Origin of the sequence: Bacteroides xylanisolvens XB1A (assembly GCF_000210075.1) — a bacterium.
Classification (GTDB): Bacteria; Bacteroidota; Bacteroidia; order Bacteroidales; family Bacteroidaceae; genus Bacteroides; species Bacteroides xylanisolvens.
Genome location: NC_021017.1, coordinates 261142 through 277686, shown reverse-complemented (window position 1 = coordinate 277686; position 16545 = coordinate 261142). Strand labels below are relative to the sequence as shown.

Sequence of the window (16545 nt, the reverse complement as noted above, 5' to 3'; positions counted from 1 at the left end):
TTGTGAGTATTTGAGATAAAATATTCATTGTTGTAACATTGGTTACAGAATCACCTGAAACCTTTCCTCTACTTTTGCGTTCAATAAATAAACTGTTGGACTAATTAAAAACGTAAAAGTTATGAGTATGTTCTGTTATCAATGTCAAGAAACCGCAATGGGTACGGGGTGTACCTTAAAAGGTGTATGCGGTAAAACTTCCGAAGTGGCTAACCTGCAAGACCTGCTGCTTTTTGTAGTACGTGGAATTGCTGTCTACAACGAACATCTGCGTAAAGAGGGACAGTCTTCCGAACAAGCAGACAAATTTATCTATGATGCTTTGTTCATCACCATCACTAACGCCAATTTTGATAAAGTAGCGATCACCGAAAAAATCAAAGAAGGACTGAAACTGAAAAAGGAACTTGCCGGTAAGGTAAAGATCGAAAATGCTCCTGACGAATGTCTTTGGGATGGAAACGAAGAGGAATTTGAAGAAAAATCAAAAACGGTCGGTGTGCTTCGCACGCCTAACGAGGATATACGCTCACTAAAAGAACTCGTACACTATGGCCTGAAAGGAATGGCTGCCTACGTAGAGCATGCGCATAACCTGGGTTATCAGTCACCGGAGATATTTGCTTTCATGCAGCACGCATTGTCCGAATTGACCCGCAATGATATTACTGTGGAAGAATTGGTTCAATTAACGCTGGAAACAGGAAAACATGGAGTATCGGCAATGGCACAGCTGGACAAGGCAAATACGAGCAGTTACGGTAATCCGGAAATCTCACAAGTGAATCTTGGTGTCCGTAATCATCCGGGTATATTGATAAGCGGACATGATTTAAAAGACCTCGAAGAGTTGCTGGAGCAAACGGAAGGTACAGGGGTAGATGTATATACGCACAGTGAAATGCTGCCTGCGCACTATTATCCTCAACTAAAGAAGTATAAGCATCTGGCAGGAAACTACGGAAATGCCTGGTGGAAACAAAAAGAGGAATTTGAAAGTTTCAACGGTCCGATCCTGTTTACAAGTAACTGTATTGTTCCGCCACGTGCGAATGCCAGCTACAAAGACCGCATTTACATCACAGGAGCCTGCGGTCTGGAAGGCGCGCATTATATCCCCGAACGCAAAGATGGAAAACCGAAAGATTTTTCTGCCCTGATTGCTCATGCTAAACAATGCCAGCCACCCGTAGCCATCGAAAACGGAACACTCATCGGTGGATTCGCTCATGCACAGGTGACGGCTTTAGCGGATAAAGTGGTGGATGCCGTGAAAAGTGGAGCCATCCGTAAGTTCTTTGTAATGGCAGGATGCGACGGACGTATGAAGAGCCGTGAATATTATACGGAATTTGCTCAAAAGCTACCCGGTGATACAGTGATTCTTACGGCAGGTTGCGCCAAGTACAGATACAATAAATTAGCTTTAGGTGATATCAACGGTATTCCGAGAGTATTGGATGCGGGACAATGTAACGACAGTTACTCACTGGCTGTAATCGCTCTAAAACTGAAAGAAATCTTCGGGTTGGACGATGTGAATCAGTTACCTATCGTATACAACATTGCATGGTACGAACAAAAGGCGGTCATTGTTTTATTGGCATTGCTGGCTTTAGGAGTGAAACATATTCATTTAGGACCTACTCTTCCCGCTTTCCTTTCACCGAATGTAAAGAACGTATTGATCGAGCAATTTGGGATCGGAGGTATCAGTACAGTGGATGAAGATATTGTGAAGTTTCTATCATAAATGATAAGGGAACAGAAGGGTATTTTACAGGCAAATTTCCTTCTAAAAGATAGTGACGGTATATGATAAGGATAGTGACGCTATACGGTAATGATACCGTCACTATTTCCATCATATACCGTCACTATCTTTTTTATATATAACCGGGAATCCTGCGTTTATTCTTTCTTCTCGAATACCGGCTTCCTTTTATAGTGATTTCCTTTTTTAATCTTCTTTGGGCAATATCAAATTGAGAACTACTCCTACCAAAGCTGCCAATCCGATACCGGACAAAGAAAAATCACCCCAGCTAAAAGCAGCGCCACCAATCCCGACAGTCAGTGTCAAAGACACGATAACGATATTTCTTGTACGGCTCAAATCAATACAGTTATTCACGAGATTAGCAATACCTGCACAAGCAATCGTTCCGAAAAGCAGCAGCATGATACCACCCAATACCGCACTAGGTATGGATCTTAGTAATGCGCTGATTTTACCGATAACGGAGAATAAGATAGCAGAGATGGCAGCTATTCGGACCACTTGCGGATTGGTAATCTTTGTTAATGACATGGCTCCTGTCACTTCCGAATAGGTAGTCACAGGAGGACCACCCAGCAATCCGGCACAGAAACAAGCCAGACCATCCCCCAATAAGGTGCGGTGCAATCCCGGGTCTTTCACGAAATCTTTTCCCGTAACCGTATTCACCACATAGACATCACCAATATGCTCTATCACCGGAGCAATAGCTACCGGAATCATAAATAACACCGGCTCCCATGAGAATTTAGGAAAGACAAACTGCGGTAATCCAATCCAAGCGGCATCTCTGACGCCGGACAAATCCAAACCATAGAAGATCCATGCAGCCAGATACCCCACTACAATTCCACAGAAAATAGGTATCAGCTTCAAAAGTCCTTTAGCTTTCATCGAAACGACAACCGCAGTCACCAATGAAAGCAGAGCCAGCACCCAGTTCTCTTTTGCCATATTCACTCCCGTTCCGGCCAATGATAAACCTATCAGAATAATGACAGGTCCTATGACAACAGGAGGAAACAACCGTTCAATCACCCGCACTCCCTGCCATTTGACAAGCGCACTCATCACAAAGTAAACTAATGCAACTCCAACCATGCCGGATAAGGCGCCGGGCAGCCCATAAAGTTCTGTCGCTTTAATGATAGGCGCAATAAATGCGAAACTACTCCCCAAAAAGATAGGAACCTTTCCACGCGTAACGGCATGAAAGATAAGCGTACCAATACCTGCTGTAAACAGAGCTGTCGAAGGATCGAGCCCTACCAATAACGGCACGAGTACCGTAGCTCCGAAAGCCACAAACAAGAATTGTACCCCCACCACCCCTTTCCTCAAAGGTGTAAGATTATTTGAATCCATAAGTATAATGTAGATTAATCTCTGCAAAATTAGTCTTTTTAGACAATTTAACTCCCTTTTTTCACAAAAATACATCTAAAAAGAGGTTTTATTTGTTGTTAATAATGTGTAACTTCGCACGGTGAGAATTAAAACGACAATTTTATAACTTTATAATATATTGCCTATGATATTTACAGCAGAAAACACCCTACTTATCGGTTCTATCTTACTTTTCGTCAGCATTGTTGTTGGAAAAACCGGATATCGCTTTGGAGTACCTACCTTATTATTGTTCCTCGTAGTAGGAATGTTGTTTGGAAGTGACGGCCTCGGCCTGCAATTCCACGACGCGAAAGACGCGCAGTTTATCGGTATGGTCGCTCTTAGCATTATCCTTTTCTCGGGAGGTATGGATACGAAATTCAGAGAAATCAAACCTATTTTAGGTCCCGGTATCGTGCTTTCCACTGTCGGAGTACTACTTACAGCTCTTTTCACCGGGCTCTTTATCTGGTGGATATCAGATATGAGCTGGTCTAATATTTATTTACCTATCACCACTTCCCTGCTTTTGGCCTCTACCATGTCGTCTACGGACTCGGCTTCGGTGTTCGCCATTCTCCGTTCACAGAAGATGAATTTAAAGCACAACCTCCGTCCCATGCTGGAACTGGAGAGCGGAAGTAATGACCCGATGGCCTATATGCTTACCATTGTCCTGATACAGTTTATTCAATCGTCAGGTATGGGAGTCGGAGCTATCGTAGGCTCTTTTGCCATCCAGTTTATCGTCGGTGCGGCTGCCGGATATGTACTCGGAAAGCTCGCTATCCGAATGTTGAACAAGCTCAATATTGACAATCAGGCCTTATATCCTATCTTATTACTTGCATTTGTATTTTTCACTTTCTCCATCACCGACTTACTGAAAGGTAACGGATACCTTGCCGTATATATCGCCGGTATCATGGTGGGAAACAATAAAATCATGCATCGTAAGGATATCTACACCTTTATGGACGGACTGACCTGGTTGTTTCAAATCATCATGTTCCTTTGCCTGGGATTGCTTGTCAATCCGCACGAGATGTTGGAAGTAGCTGCTGTGGCATTGCTGATTGGTGTCTTTATGATTATTATCGGCCGGCCGTTAAGCGTATTCCTTTGTTTGCTTCCATTCCGGAAAATCACGATGAAATCACGTATTTTCGTGTCCTGGGTAGGATTGCGCGGTGCAGTTCCTATTATCTTTGCCACCTATCCGGTAGTGGCGGGCGTAGAAGGTTCGAACCTCATCTTCAACATTGTTTTCTTTATTACCATCGTGTCATTGGTGGTACAGGGAACAACGATTTCTTTCGTAGCCCGAATCTTGAATCTTTCCAAACCACTGGAAAAAACTGGAAATGATTTCGGAGTGGAACTCCCGGAAGAAATAGACTCTGATCTTAGTGATATGACCATTACTAAAAGTATGTTGGAAGAAGCAGATACATTGAAAGATATGAATCTCCCGAAAGGCACGCTGGTAATGATTGTGAAGCGCGGAGATGAGTTCCTGATTCCCAACGGAACGCTGAAACTGCATGAAGGAGATAAACTGCTGCTCATCTCCGAAAAATCAAAAGAAGAAGAGACTGATTCTGACTAACATCCGAAAAGATTGATTCTATCACTATAACTGATTCGTCTCCACGCATGAAGCCTCTTGTCCCTACAAGACACTCGTTTCTTATTCATGCGTGGAGACGAAATGTTTTAAATAGGCCAACAAACTAGTTTTAAGGAAGAAACACGAAAACGCCTTAGCAAGCCGTAAAAATTGTTCATTCCCCTCCGTTAATTAACCGTAAAACTTGAATTTAAAATTCGGTTTACATCAGCGAAGTATTAATTTTGCGCAGTTTTAAACTAAATGTGCAAAGATCGAATGGAACAAGAACATCAGTTCATTGATTATATTGAGCAAAGCATCATCAAAAACTGGGACAAGGATGCCTTAACTGACTATAAAGGAATTACCCTTCAATATAAGGATGTAGCGCGTAAAATCGCTAAATTTCACATTGTCTTGGAAAGTGCCGGCATCCAGCCGGGAGATAAAATTGCCGTTTGCGGACGTAACAGTGCTCATTGGGCGGTTACTTTCCTGGCAACGATTACTTATGGAGCCGTTATTGTTCCTATTTTGCATGAATTCAAGGCAGATAATATTCATAATATCGTCAACCATTCCGAAGCCAAATTACTTTTTGTCGGTGACCAAGCCTGGGAAAATTTGAATGAGGACGCCATGCCTTTATTAGAGGGTATTGCTTTACTAACAGATTTCTCACCATTAGTATCACGCAACGAGAAACTCACTTATGCTTTTGAACACCGGAATGCAATATATGGTCGACAATATCCCAAGAACTTCCGCCCGGAACATATTTGCTACCGGAAGGATCATCCTGAAGAACTGGCTATTATCAATTATACTTCCGGCACCACAGGTTACTCTAAAGGAGTGATGCTCCCCTATCGCAGTCTTTGGTCGAATGTGGCTTACTGCTTCGAGATGCTTCCCGTTAAACCGGGCGATCATATCGTTTCCATGTTGCCTATGGGGCATGTGTTCGGTATGGTATATGATTTCCTTTACGGATTTTCTGCAGGTGCACACATCTATTTCCTGACGCGCATGCCGTCTCCGAAAATCATTTCTCAATCTTTCTCTGAAATCAAGCCAAGAGTGATCTCTTGTGTGCCATTGATTGTGGAAAAGATTATTAAGAAAGATATTCTTCCTAAAGTAGACAGCACAATCGGTAAGTTATTGCTTAAAGTGCCTATCGTGAATGATAAAATCAAATCGCTGGCACGGCAGGCCGCCATGGAAATCTTCGGTGGAAACTTTGACGAGATTATTATCGGAGGCGCTCCTTTCAATGCTGAAGTTGAGGCCTTCCTTAAAAAGATAGGATTCCCCTATACAATCGCTTACGGTATGACTGAATGTGGTCCTATCATTTGCTCCAGTCGTTGGGAAACGCTGAAACTTGCTTCTTGCGGAAAGGCAACCAGCCGGATGGAAGTTCGTATTGACTCGCCGGACCCGGAAACGCATGCCGGAGAAATCGTATGTAGAGGAATGAACATGATGCTGGGATATTACAAAAATCCGGAAGCTACCGCGCAAATTATTGACGCTAACGGCTGGCTGCATACCGGTGACCTCGGCACGTTGGATGAAGAAGGTTACGTAACAGTTCGCGGACGTAGCAAAAACCTGCTTCTCACCTCTAGCGGACAGAACATCTATCCGGAAGAAATTGAAAGCAAGCTGAATAATATGCCGTATGTTGCGGAATCACTGATTGTCTTACAGCATGAAAAGCTGGTAGCAATGATTTATCCGGATTTCGATGACGCTTTCGCTCATGGATTGCAGCAGACGGATATTCAGAAAGTGATGGAACAAAACCGTATCGAGTTGAATCAACAGCTTCCTAACTATTCTCAAATAAGCAAGATAAAGATCCATTTCGAGGAATTTGAAAAGACTGCGAAAAAGTCAATCAAACGCTTTATGTATCAGGAAGCAAAGGGATAATTATCCCGGATAGCGCGATAAGTATCCTTGCAATTTCAGAAAAACAGTACAACTCAAAAAGGAGAAACACTTAAATGTAGGGCGAATTTCTTTCTTCAGATGCCAGGAAAAAAGTATCTTTGCGCATAAACAATCTGAATGATGGCAAAGATATTATTAGTTGAAGATGAAATAAACATCGCCTCTTTCATTGAACGGGGGTTAAAAGAGTTCGGACATACAGTAACCGTCTGTCATGACGGAAACGCCGGTTGGAAAATCCTTCAGGACGAACCTTTCGACCTTTTGATACTGGACATTATCATGCCGAAAATAAACGGTTTGGAACTTTGCCGGCTTTATCGGCAGACGTTTGGGTACCAGTCTCCTGTGATCATGCTGACAGCCTTGGGTACAACGGAAGATATCGTCAAAGGACTGGATGCGGGAGCAGATGATTATCTCGTCAAGCCTTTCAGTTTCCAAGAACTGGAGGCACGCATCAAGGCCTTGTTAAGACGCAATAAAGAAGTAACCTCCAATCTGCTGACCTGTGATAATCTGATATTGGATTGCAATACCCGAAGAGCTAAAAGAGGCAATATAGATATTGATCTTACTGTCAAGGAATATCGTCTGCTCGAATATTTCATGACTCATCAAGGGGTTGCGCTCTCACGTATCACCCTGCTCAAAGATGTGTGGGACAAGAACTTTGATACCAATACCAATATCGTAGATGTTTATGTAAACTATCTCCGGGTAAAGATAGACCGTGACTTTGATAAAAAGCTGATTCACACAGTCGTAGGATTAGGATATATCATGAATACTTAAACTCACCAACTATCCCGGCTATGAAAATAGGTTCCAAAATAGCTCTTTTCTATACGTTAATCAGCGTGTTGACCACTGTCATTATCATTGCTGTATTTTATATTTTCAGTACACAGTATATCAATAAACTCTATGCTTCCTACCTGCGTGAGAAAGCCTATCTGACTGCACAGAAGCACTGGGAAAAGGATGAAGTGGACGAACAGAGTTACCAGATTATCCAACGAAAATATGATGAACTCCTGCCCGAAGCTCATGAGATTCTTCTCAACATGGACAGTCTTTCTGAAGTGCGTGATACGTTGAATAAGTATCTCACGCAACACCAGCAAACACTTCTACTGGCAAGGCAAGACAGTATTCCTTTCTCTTTTAAATATAAGGACCAGTTAGGAGCCGCCCTTTATTATCCGGATAATGAAGGGAATTTCATCGTACTCGTCATGTCCCGGAATGCCTACGGAACAGAAATCAAGGAACATCTGTTGTTACTTTCCATTTTCCTCGTTTTAGCCAGTTCTATCCTGATCTTTTTCATCGGGAAAATATATTCCGGTCGTATTTTGGTTCCGCTGCAACACATATTAAAGGAATTGAAAAGAATACGGGCCAACAGTCTGAATCGTAGGTTAAAGACTACCGGAAATAATGACGAGCTGGAGGACATGATAAAAACATTAAATAGTATGCTCGATCGCCTGGATAGTGCTTTCAAGGCAGAGAAATCCTTTGTAAGCCATGCTTCGCACGAGTTGAACAATCCGATTACTGCTATTCAGGGAGAATGTGAAATCAGCCTGCTCAAAGAAAGAAGTACCAAAGAATACATTGAATCCCTGCAACGAATTTCTTCGGAGAGTAAACGGTTGTCCAGCCTGATCCGCCACCTTCTTTTTCTTTCGCGGCAGGAAGAAGAACTCCTGAAAAATAATGTGGAAGAGATCATTCTATCTGATATATTGAAAGAGTTGACCGATTTTAATAAAAGAATCCGTCTCCACTTGGAAGCAACAGAACAACAAGCTGTTGTTAAGGCTAATCCTTATCTGTTAAAGATAGCATTGAAAAATATAATTGATAACGCATGTAAATACTCCGATAAGGAAGTAAATGTGGCTCTCTATCGGGAGCAGCAACAAGTCATTCTTGAGGTGGAAGATCAGGGAATCGGCATTCCGCAAGAAGAAATAGAGCATATTTTCCAGTCTTTCTATCGGTGTAGTAACACCCGGGATTATGCCGGACAAGGCATCGGACTTAGTCTGACTTTGAAAATCATTTCTGCTTATCATGGAAAGCTGGATATATCTTCAGAAATAGAAAAAGGAACAAAAGTACGGGTGATTTTTTAATTCACCCTTCTTTTATCCCTTTCTCTCTCTACCTACTGAAAACTACAAATTTAATCTATGAACGTTTTTTTCATAGAATAGAAATGAACTAAATACGTCTTTGCAATAACTTTCCGTTTTTATCATATAACATTCGTTCATATACCACTTCTACGATGAGAGGAAAGACAAACAAGGCAAAGAAAGTCGCTCCTATCAATCCGCCGATAATAACAATCGCCAACGGACGCTGTGATTCCGAACCAATTCCATGACTCATGGCAGCAGGCAACAAACCGATAGCCGCCATTGCCGCTGTCATAATCACAGGACGAATGCGTGAGCGTACTCCTTCTTTCGTAGCCTCTTCCAAAGGAGAACCCAGTTTCAGATTCGCTTTGATGTCGGAAATCATAATCACGCCGTTCTGAATACAAATACCGAACAAGGCTATGAAACCGATACCTGCAGAAATGGAGAAGTTGAATCGTGTTATCAGAAGGGCTACAATACCCCCCACAGCGGCAAATGGCACATTCAGCAATACCAGTCCGGCATCCCGCGCATTAGAGAACAGAATAAACAGGATGATAAAGATGATAGCAATACTGATGGGAACCACTTGTGCCAAGCGTTTCGTGGCACGTTGCTGGTTCTCGAAATCACCAGTCCATTTCAGCGAATATCCTGCCGGAAGATGTACGGATGCATTCACTTTTTTCTGTGCCTCGGCAACTGCCGTACCCATGTCACGGCCTCTCACCGAGAACTTCACTGCACAGAAGCGTGCATGATTATCACGGAAAATAAGTAATGGTCCCGTAATGGTCGTTATATCTGCCAGTTCCTTGATAGGCACCATTGTGCCATCCATTGCCGGAACCAGTATTTTACCTATCTCCTCTTCATTCTGGCGGAATTGCTCGCTATACCTTACCATGATATTGAATTTCCGTTCGTCCTCATACAACAATGAAGCCGATTTTCCGCCAATAGCCATCTCGATAATCGATTGCACATCTTCCTTAGCAACGCCGTAACGCGCCAACTGACCTTCATTCAACTCTATACGAAGTTCCGGCTGACCGATATTTCGAATCACACCCAAGTCTTCAATTCCTTGAACCGTGCCCAGGATTTCCTCAATCTGCACCGCATATTTCTCCGACTCATACAAGTCTTTACCAAACACCTTCACCGCAATAGATCCTTTCACGCCGGAAGCGGCTTCCTCCACATTATCGGTAATCGGCTGTGAGAAATTGAAGTCAATGCCGGGGTAAATGGATAAATCCTCCTGCATTTTATCGATCAGTTCCATTTTAGTCAGTTTACTCTCCCATTCCTTTTCAGGGTATATATCAACGTGAAACTCGATATTATAAAATCCGGTAGCATCTGTTCCGTCATTCGGTCGTCCGGTCTGTGACAGGACTTGACGTACTTCCGAAAACGTTAATAGCTTCCTTCTCATTTTATTGGCAAGCGTCACCGATTCATCCAGCGAAATGCTTTGTGGCAAGGTGGCACGAATATAGATAGCCCCCTCATTCAACTGTGGAAGAAACTCCGTACCCAAGAAAGAGAAAAGCCATAATCCGACACCTGCTATGACCGTTGCCAGTCCGATAGTCAGTTTCCTGTGCGCATAGAATAAATCAAAAAGAGCCGTACACTTTGTATTGACAAAACGGACAAAACGATTATTCTTCTCACGAACATTCTTCTTCAACAACATAGAAGACATTACCGGCACCAGGGTCAGCGTAAAGATCAAAGCTCCCAATAGTGCAAAACCCAGCGTATAGGCTAAAGGAGAGAACATCTTTCCTTCTACCTTCTGGAAAGAGAAGATAGGAATCAACGCGGTTATGATAATCAATTTGGAGAAGAAAACTGCTTTCGCCTTATCTTTTGCGGTGTTACGGATCAATCCCATTTTGGACATGACATTAAATGCCGGCATTCCTACTTGCCTTGCTTTCTTGTCCAAAGCCACAAACACTCCTTCCACCATCACCACTGCCCCATCAATAATGATACCGAAGTCAATGGCTCCCATAGAAAGCAGATTGGCGGACATTCCCATCGCCCGTAAACAGATAAAAGCGAATAGAAGGGCTAATGGGATAACGACAGCAACAATCACGGTAGTCCGCCAATCTGCCATAAAAATCAATACAATAAACGTAACCAATAAAATTCCTTCGATCAGATTATGTGTCACCGTCTTTACCGCCAGATTCACCAAATCCTCCCGGTCATAGAATGACACGATTTTCACATCTTTCGGAAGTATATTCTGATTCAAGTCTTCTATTTTATCTTTCAGGTTTGCAATCACCTCGCCCGGATTCTCCCCTTTCCGCATGACTACAATGCCTTGTACCACATCATCTTCATCCATTCGTCCTACCTGGCCGAGACGGGGCAAACAGGATTCGTGTACATCGGCAAGATTCTTCACCAAAATCGGAGTACCGTTGATGTTTTTCACTACGATGTTTCTCAATTCTTCCAAGTCGTTAATCAGACCAATTCCACGAACAACATAAGCTTGCGAACTCTTGGTGATGACATCTCCTCCTACATTGATATTACTCTTGGCTATCGCATCATAAAGCTCCAAAGAAGTAATTCCATAGTTAATCAACTGGTGAGGATTCACGCTTACCTCAAACGTTTTCACTTCTCCACCGAAGCTCACAATATCCGCTACGCCGGATACCGAACGGAGATTACGCTCAATCACCCAATCTTGGATTGTTTTCAGCTCCCGCACACTACGTTTATCACTACGGAGTGTATAACGAAATATTTCTCCCGTCGGGCCATATAACGGTTGCACTTCCGGAGTTACCCCGTCAGGAAGATCGGCGTCATTCAATAAATTATATACCTGTTGACGGGCGGTGAAATCATCCACACGGTCTTCGAACATCACATTGATTACAGAAAGTCCGAAAAGAGTGGTAGAACGAATATCCGTTTTCTTCTGAACAGGATTCATGGCAATCTCAACAGGAATGGTGATAAACTTCTCTACCTCTTCCGCACTACGTCCCGGCCATTGCGTGATAATCGTCACTTTCGTATTCGTCACATCCGGGAAAGCATCTATCGGAGTATGTTTAAAAGAAACAGCTCCGGCTATAACGGCAATCGCTGTACAGAAGAAAATAAAGAACTTATTCTTCAGCGAGAAAGCCACTATATTATCTATGAATTTGTGCATACTATTTTCTGTTTTTAATCTGCATTCAACGCATTATATACCAACAATACATTATTATTCAGCACCCTGTCCCCCTCAGAAAGCCCGGAACGGATATAACACTCCTTGCTCAACTGTTTGTATACATCTACCTCTTTCACCTGCAAACGCTGATCCGGCTCTACTACAACAACATAGTTTTTCCCTCCTTCAAACACCAGCGCATGAGAATCGATACGAGGCATTGAAGTTCCATCTGCTTTGCACTTCACACTTACATTCGTAAACATCCCCGGCTTCAACAGATACTCTTCATTCTTTAATTTGATACGGACATTCATTGTTTTACTTTCGCTATTCAGCAAATGATATACCTTATCAATAGTGCCGGCAAACATCTTATCCGGATAGGCCAAAGTAGAAATACGTACAGAAGCACCTTCAGAAACTTTACTGATATCGCTTTCATACACATCTGCCATCACCCATACGTCCGACAACCCCGAAATCGTAAACAACTCTTCACTCTGATCCGGACGCAACTGCATATCCCTGCTGATTTGTTTCTCCACAATAAAGCCCGAAACAGGAGATTTCAACTGATAATAAGCATTTCCGGAGAAATTATAAATGGAAAAGACTTCCTTTATCCTTCTTTCTTCGGCTTCGGCACTCGTCAACTCCTGCTTTGCCTGAAGCATATCTTTATCCGAAGCCATGCCGGAATTATACATATCCTACGTAGCATCCATGTTTCTGCGGGCGAGCAACAGTTGTTGTTCCGCTTCTTTCAATTGTTTCTCATAGTCCGCCACTTCTCCACTGCGGATGACTGCCAGTACATCTCCTTTACGAACATAATCTCCTATTTCTGCTTTCAGTTCCGTCACCGTGCCTCCAAACATCGGATATACATGCGCTACCTGATTTTCATTAAAAGTGACCCGTCCGTTCAATGTCAGTTCATCAATCACTTCTTGAACGTGAACCGTATCGACAGATACAATTCTCAACAAGCTATCTGTCAGGCATAAAGCAGTCGGTTCAACATTCGGTTGTTCTCCTTTACCGGAGCATGCTCCCAATACGGTAGTAAGCAATATGCAAGGAAGGAATTTATTCCAGTTCATAGTCTTTGATAATTTATGAATATTAGTAGTTTAATATATTTTGCCCGATAGTTGTATTCAGGTTTTCCATCGCGAGGAAAACATCTTTCTTTATTTCATGCAACTGAATACAGGTTTCCTTATAACTGTCATAATAATCGATAAACTCCAGCAAGCTGATATTCCGCTTGGTAAAGTTTTCATTCACTCCTGTTATCAGTTTCTCAAAATTACGTTCCAAATCCATATTGGTAGATTGGTAAAGCTGAACTGCTTTTTCCAGTGAAGCATAAGCGGTATAAAGTTCCATATCTGCACGATTAGCAGCATTTTCCTGTTCCGCTCCTGCCTGTTGAATACTAAAACGGGCTGCCTTTATATTTCCCTGATTGCGATTGAAAATAGGTACTGACAAGCTCACTCCTACCGCAAAATAGTTATTGATAAAGTTTCCGGCACGGTCATAGTTCCCTTTCACCGAGAACTCCGGAAATGCCATCGATTTCTGCAATTTCAGATTGGCACGGGAAGCACTTACCGTACTTCTGGCAATCTTCAAGTCGGGACGTTCATTTACCATCGCTTTCAAATCAGCAAACGATAATTGAGACAAATCCAATTGCTTCAACACCTCTTCGTCCAGTGATAACTTAACCGTAGTATCTCCCGGAAGATTTAACAAGACATTCAGTTCTCCTCTAAGAGTCAGCAACTCGTTTTCCCGTTCGTTCTTCTCTTTCTTCAGCGAAAATAGCATAGATTCCAAACGAGACATTTCCATCAATGAGATATTTCCTTTCTCCTGTTGCAGCTTCATTCCGGCAAGCAGTTCTTGCAGAGAGTTCACTTCTTTCTCGTAGATGGATATGGATTTCGAAAGAAAATAGACTTGCACAAACTTCTCATTCAACTCCTGACGGAGTGTTCTCATCACCTCTTCAAACTGATATTCCGCTATTTCCTTATTGATTTTTTCCAGCTTTATCTGCTTGTTTCGCTGTCCGGCAAGGCGAATGACCTGTTCAACCTCCACAACCGTTTCACCCTCCTTACCAAAATCAAAATACTTTCCGTTCAAGCGGTTATAGACATTCTGTTCCAGCGAGATGACCGGATTCTCAAATAACCTGGCTTGCAGCACTTGTGCCTGTGCCATATCAATGTTATACCGTTCGGCTATCAGCGATAAGTTACGTTCCAGGAAACGTTGTTCCGCCTCTTTCAGCGTTAATGTTCCTGTGGTAGCCTGTTGCGCACATATTCCTCCTGTCAGCAGAAGAAAAAAAGAAATTAAAAATTCTCTGTTCATTACTATATTTATCTTTATTACCTTATCGTAGTTGTCGCAGCAAAATTACAATTCTGCAACCGGAGAAACGGAAAAAAACGATTATAAGCCTCTCATATCAGATTAGAATTTGATTAGAAAAGAGCCATAAAGGAAGAATTGTAAACACAACAGGAAAAATGGCCAGCCTTCTTTCATTCCAACTCCCCTATCTTTGCAGGAGAGAAAATAAAACGAATCATTAAAAAATAGTAGGATATATGAAAATAATAGATTTAACCAAAGATAGTTTTGTTGAGAAAGTAGCTGATTATCAATCTTATCCTGATAGTTGGAACTTTAAAGGGAATAAACCTTGCCTGGTCGATTTTCATGCACCCTGGTGTGTCTATTGCAAAGCATTATCGCCTATATTAGACCAATTGGCAAAAGAATACGAAGGGAAATTAGATATTTATAAAGTGGACGTCGATCAGGAACCGGAACTGGAAAGCGCATTTAAGATTCGTACCATTCCCAATCTGTTACTTTGCCCGTTGAACGGCAAACCGACAATGAAATTAGGCACTATGAATAAAGCCCAATTGAAAGAATTAATAGAAACCAGTTTACTTTCAGAATAGAAAAACATCGAAAGTCCGGAAAGTTCCTTATGACGATAGACTGATAAACTACCAGGCTTTTGATATAATACAGAACATTTATTTTTATAATAAGAGGCTGAAAAGCCTTGATCTTATAAAATGCCCCTTACTAGAACTAAACTGAACTCCTAAAATTTTGTATCCAACTTTTGGGATTCAGTTTAGTTCTTAGTAAAGGGCATTTTTCTTTTAGGAAGTCTCCGGACGGCCTCATCCCTTTCAAAGGTTATTTCAATGGTTATTTATGCAACAGATTATCAGTTCCCGGAACGATCTTTCCCATTGACCATACGCAACGTACATTCAGTTCTTTGTCAAGAATCACAATATCAGCATCCTTACCCTTTGCTAACGCCCCCTTCCGGTCACTCACTCCAATTAAACGGGCAGGAGTTTCAGAAGCCATACGCACGGCATCTTCCAAAGGAATATTCGCTTTCTTTACCATAGTGCGAACCAACACATCCATCGTAGCCAAACTACCGGCCAACGCAGAATGATCCGCCATCTTGCATACGCCATCCTCTATGATATAACGAGGATCAATCGGTTCATTCCCTTCATAAGCTGCATACGCCAAAGCATCGGTAACAAGGCAGGTATTCTCCACGCCTTTCAACTTATAAACCAGTTTCAGGATAGTGGCAGGCAAATGAATACCATCCGCAATCACTTCCACAGTCATTCCATCCGTCAGATACACACTTTCCACTGTACCCTCATATTTATATTCACGACGTTTATGGAAACCCGGCATCGCATTATAAAAATGAGCAGCATGAGAAAATCCTACTGCAAATGCAGCTTTAATTTCATCATATTCGGCTTCGGTATGTGTAACAGCAGTCATAATTCCTTTCGAACGGGTATACTTTGCAAAATCATGTGCACCGGGCAGTTCGGGACTAATATCCCAACGTCTGATACAAGACGTACGCTCCAACAAAGGAATATATTCATTTTCATCCGGAGTTTTCAGAAAACCGTCATACTGCGTACCCGCCATCTTCGGATTCAGATATGGACCTTCGATATGCAGACCGAGAATCGGAGAATCCTTCTCTTTCATCAAGTGCTCACATACATCGACTGCCTGGTAGATTCTTTCGAATGAAGTAGAGGACAAAGTAGGAAATATACCGGTAGCACCATGTTTCAGATGTGCATTGGTTGCGGTGCGGAAAGCCTCTTCCGTTGCTTCCGTATAATCATGCCCACCACCTCCATGTGCATGCATACTTACGAATCCGGGCACTATCGTCATCCCTCTGGCATCAATAACTGTTGCACCGATAACCGCTAAATCACTATTAGTTACCTCTAATATTTTTCCATCACAAATCAATACGGAACCATCTTTCAACCAGCCTTGCGGGGTAAGTATTCTTCCGTTTATTATTTGAGTCAACATAGTCTTTGTT

10 protein-coding genes and 1 pseudogene are annotated in these 16545 nt (G+C 42.3%); 6 read left to right on the top strand and 5 right to left on the bottom strand.

Annotated elements, in window-relative coordinates:
* Nucleotides 1–121 precede the first annotated feature (121 nt).
* The gene (gene hcp / locus BXY_RS01160) at nt 122–1753 is read left to right on the top strand and encodes a hydroxylamine reductase (protein ID WP_004316974.1); all 1632 of its coding nucleotides are present in this window, start codon (nt 122–124) and stop codon (nt 1751–1753) included.
* A 207-nt stretch (nt 1754–1960) separates the two neighbouring features.
* Here hcp and BXY_RS01155 read toward each other — a convergent pair whose 3' ends face one another.
* On the bottom strand, nt 1961–3145 hold the full coding sequence (locus BXY_RS01155; RefSeq protein WP_015531018.1) for a uracil-xanthine permease family protein: 1185 nt from the start codon (nt 3143–3145) through the stop codon (nt 1961–1963).
* Nucleotides 3146–3311: 166 nt separating this feature from the next.
* On the opposite strand from BXY_RS01155, the gene BXY_RS01150 reads away from it, so the two are divergent.
* The 4 genes from BXY_RS01150 to BXY_RS01135 all read left to right on the top strand — a co-directional run bounded on the left by BXY_RS01150 (nt 3312) and on the right by BXY_RS01135 (nt 8890).
* Nucleotides 3312–4778 (top strand): potassium/proton antiporter, encoded by a 1467-nt coding sequence (locus tag BXY_RS01150; RefSeq protein ID WP_015531017.1) that lies wholly within the window; start codon nt 3312–3314, stop codon nt 4776–4778.
* A 279-nt stretch (nt 4779–5057) separates the two neighbouring features.
* Nucleotides 5058–6722 carry a long-chain fatty acid--CoA ligase gene (locus tag BXY_RS01145; RefSeq protein ID WP_004316977.1) on the top strand — a complete coding sequence of 555 codons (1665 nt, stop codon included), beginning with the start codon at nt 5058–5060 and terminating at the stop codon, nt 6720–6722.
* A 141-nt stretch (nt 6723–6863) separates the two neighbouring features.
* On the top strand, nt 6864–7538 hold the full coding sequence (locus tag BXY_RS01140; protein ID WP_008639963.1) for a response regulator transcription factor: 675 nt from the start codon (nt 6864–6866) through the stop codon (nt 7536–7538).
* A gap of 20 nt (nt 7539–7558) precedes the next feature.
* Complete coding sequence (locus tag BXY_RS01135; protein WP_015531016.1) at nt 7559–8890, top strand: sensor histidine kinase; 1332 nt, start codon at nt 7559–7561, stop codon at nt 8888–8890.
* 88 nt (nt 8891–8978) lie between these two features.
* Here the strand turns inward: BXY_RS01135 and BXY_RS01130 are convergent, their stop codons facing one another.
* From BXY_RS01130 to BXY_RS01120, 3 genes and pseudogenes are all read right to left on the bottom strand, one after another.
* Nucleotides 8979–12104: an efflux RND transporter permease subunit gene (locus BXY_RS01130; protein ID WP_015531015.1), complete on the bottom strand. Its 3126-nt coding sequence runs from the start codon at nt 12102–12104 to the stop codon at nt 8979–8981.
* A 14-nt stretch (nt 12105–12118) separates the two neighbouring features.
* Nucleotides 12119–13213 (bottom strand): annotated as a pseudogene (locus BXY_RS01125) (efflux RND transporter periplasmic adaptor subunit).
* Nucleotides 13214–13235: 22 nt separating this feature from the next.
* On the bottom strand, nt 13236–14501 hold the full coding sequence (locus tag BXY_RS01120) for a TolC family protein (RefSeq protein ID WP_008639957.1): 1266 nt from the start codon (nt 14499–14501) through the stop codon (nt 13236–13238).
* A gap of 239 nt (nt 14502–14740) precedes the next feature.
* On the opposite strand from BXY_RS01120, the gene BXY_RS01115 reads away from it, so the two are divergent.
* Nucleotides 14741–15103 (top strand): thioredoxin family protein, encoded by a 363-nt coding sequence (locus BXY_RS01115; RefSeq protein ID WP_009039518.1) that lies wholly within the window; start codon nt 14741–14743, stop codon nt 15101–15103.
* A 259-nt stretch (nt 15104–15362) separates the two neighbouring features.
* Here BXY_RS01115 and nagA read toward each other — a convergent pair whose 3' ends face one another.
* Nucleotides 15363–16535 carry an N-acetylglucosamine-6-phosphate deacetylase gene (gene nagA / locus BXY_RS01110; protein WP_009039517.1) on the bottom strand — a complete coding sequence of 391 codons (1173 nt, stop codon included), beginning with the start codon at nt 16533–16535 and terminating at the stop codon, nt 15363–15365.
* Nucleotides 16536–16545 lie beyond the last annotated feature (10 nt).

What these genes read in the sequence shown, in the direction of transcription:
- hcp (WP_004316974.1), top strand. Translation starts at nt 122, where the DNA reads ATGAGTATGTTCTGTTATCAATGTCAAGAAACCGCAATGGGTACGGGG.
- BXY_RS01155 (WP_015531018.1), bottom strand. Translation starts at nt 3,145, where the DNA reads ATGGATTCAAATAATCTTACACCTTTGAGGAAAGGGGTGGTGGGGGTA.
- BXY_RS01150 (WP_015531017.1), top strand. Translation starts at nt 3,312, where the DNA reads ATGATATTTACAGCAGAAAACACCCTACTTATCGGTTCTATCTTACTT.
- BXY_RS01145 (WP_004316977.1), top strand. Translation starts at nt 5,058, where the DNA reads ATGGAACAAGAACATCAGTTCATTGATTATATTGAGCAAAGCATCATC.
- BXY_RS01140 (WP_008639963.1), top strand. Translation starts at nt 6,864, where the DNA reads ATGGCAAAGATATTATTAGTTGAAGATGAAATAAACATCGCCTCTTTC.
- BXY_RS01135 (WP_015531016.1), top strand. Translation starts at nt 7,559, where the DNA reads ATGAAAATAGGTTCCAAAATAGCTCTTTTCTATACGTTAATCAGCGTG.
- BXY_RS01130 (WP_015531015.1), bottom strand. Translation starts at nt 12,104, where the DNA reads ATGCACAAATTCATAGATAATATAGTGGCTTTCTCGCTGAAGAATAAG.
- BXY_RS01120 (WP_008639957.1), bottom strand. Translation starts at nt 14,501, where the DNA reads ATGAACAGAGAATTTTTAATTTCTTTTTTTCTTCTGCTGACAGGAGGA.
- BXY_RS01115 (WP_009039518.1), top strand. Translation starts at nt 14,741, where the DNA reads ATGAAAATAATAGATTTAACCAAAGATAGTTTTGTTGAGAAAGTAGCT.
- nagA (WP_009039517.1), bottom strand. Translation starts at nt 16,535, where the DNA reads ATGTTGACTCAAATAATAAACGGAAGAATACTTACCCCGCAAGGCTGG.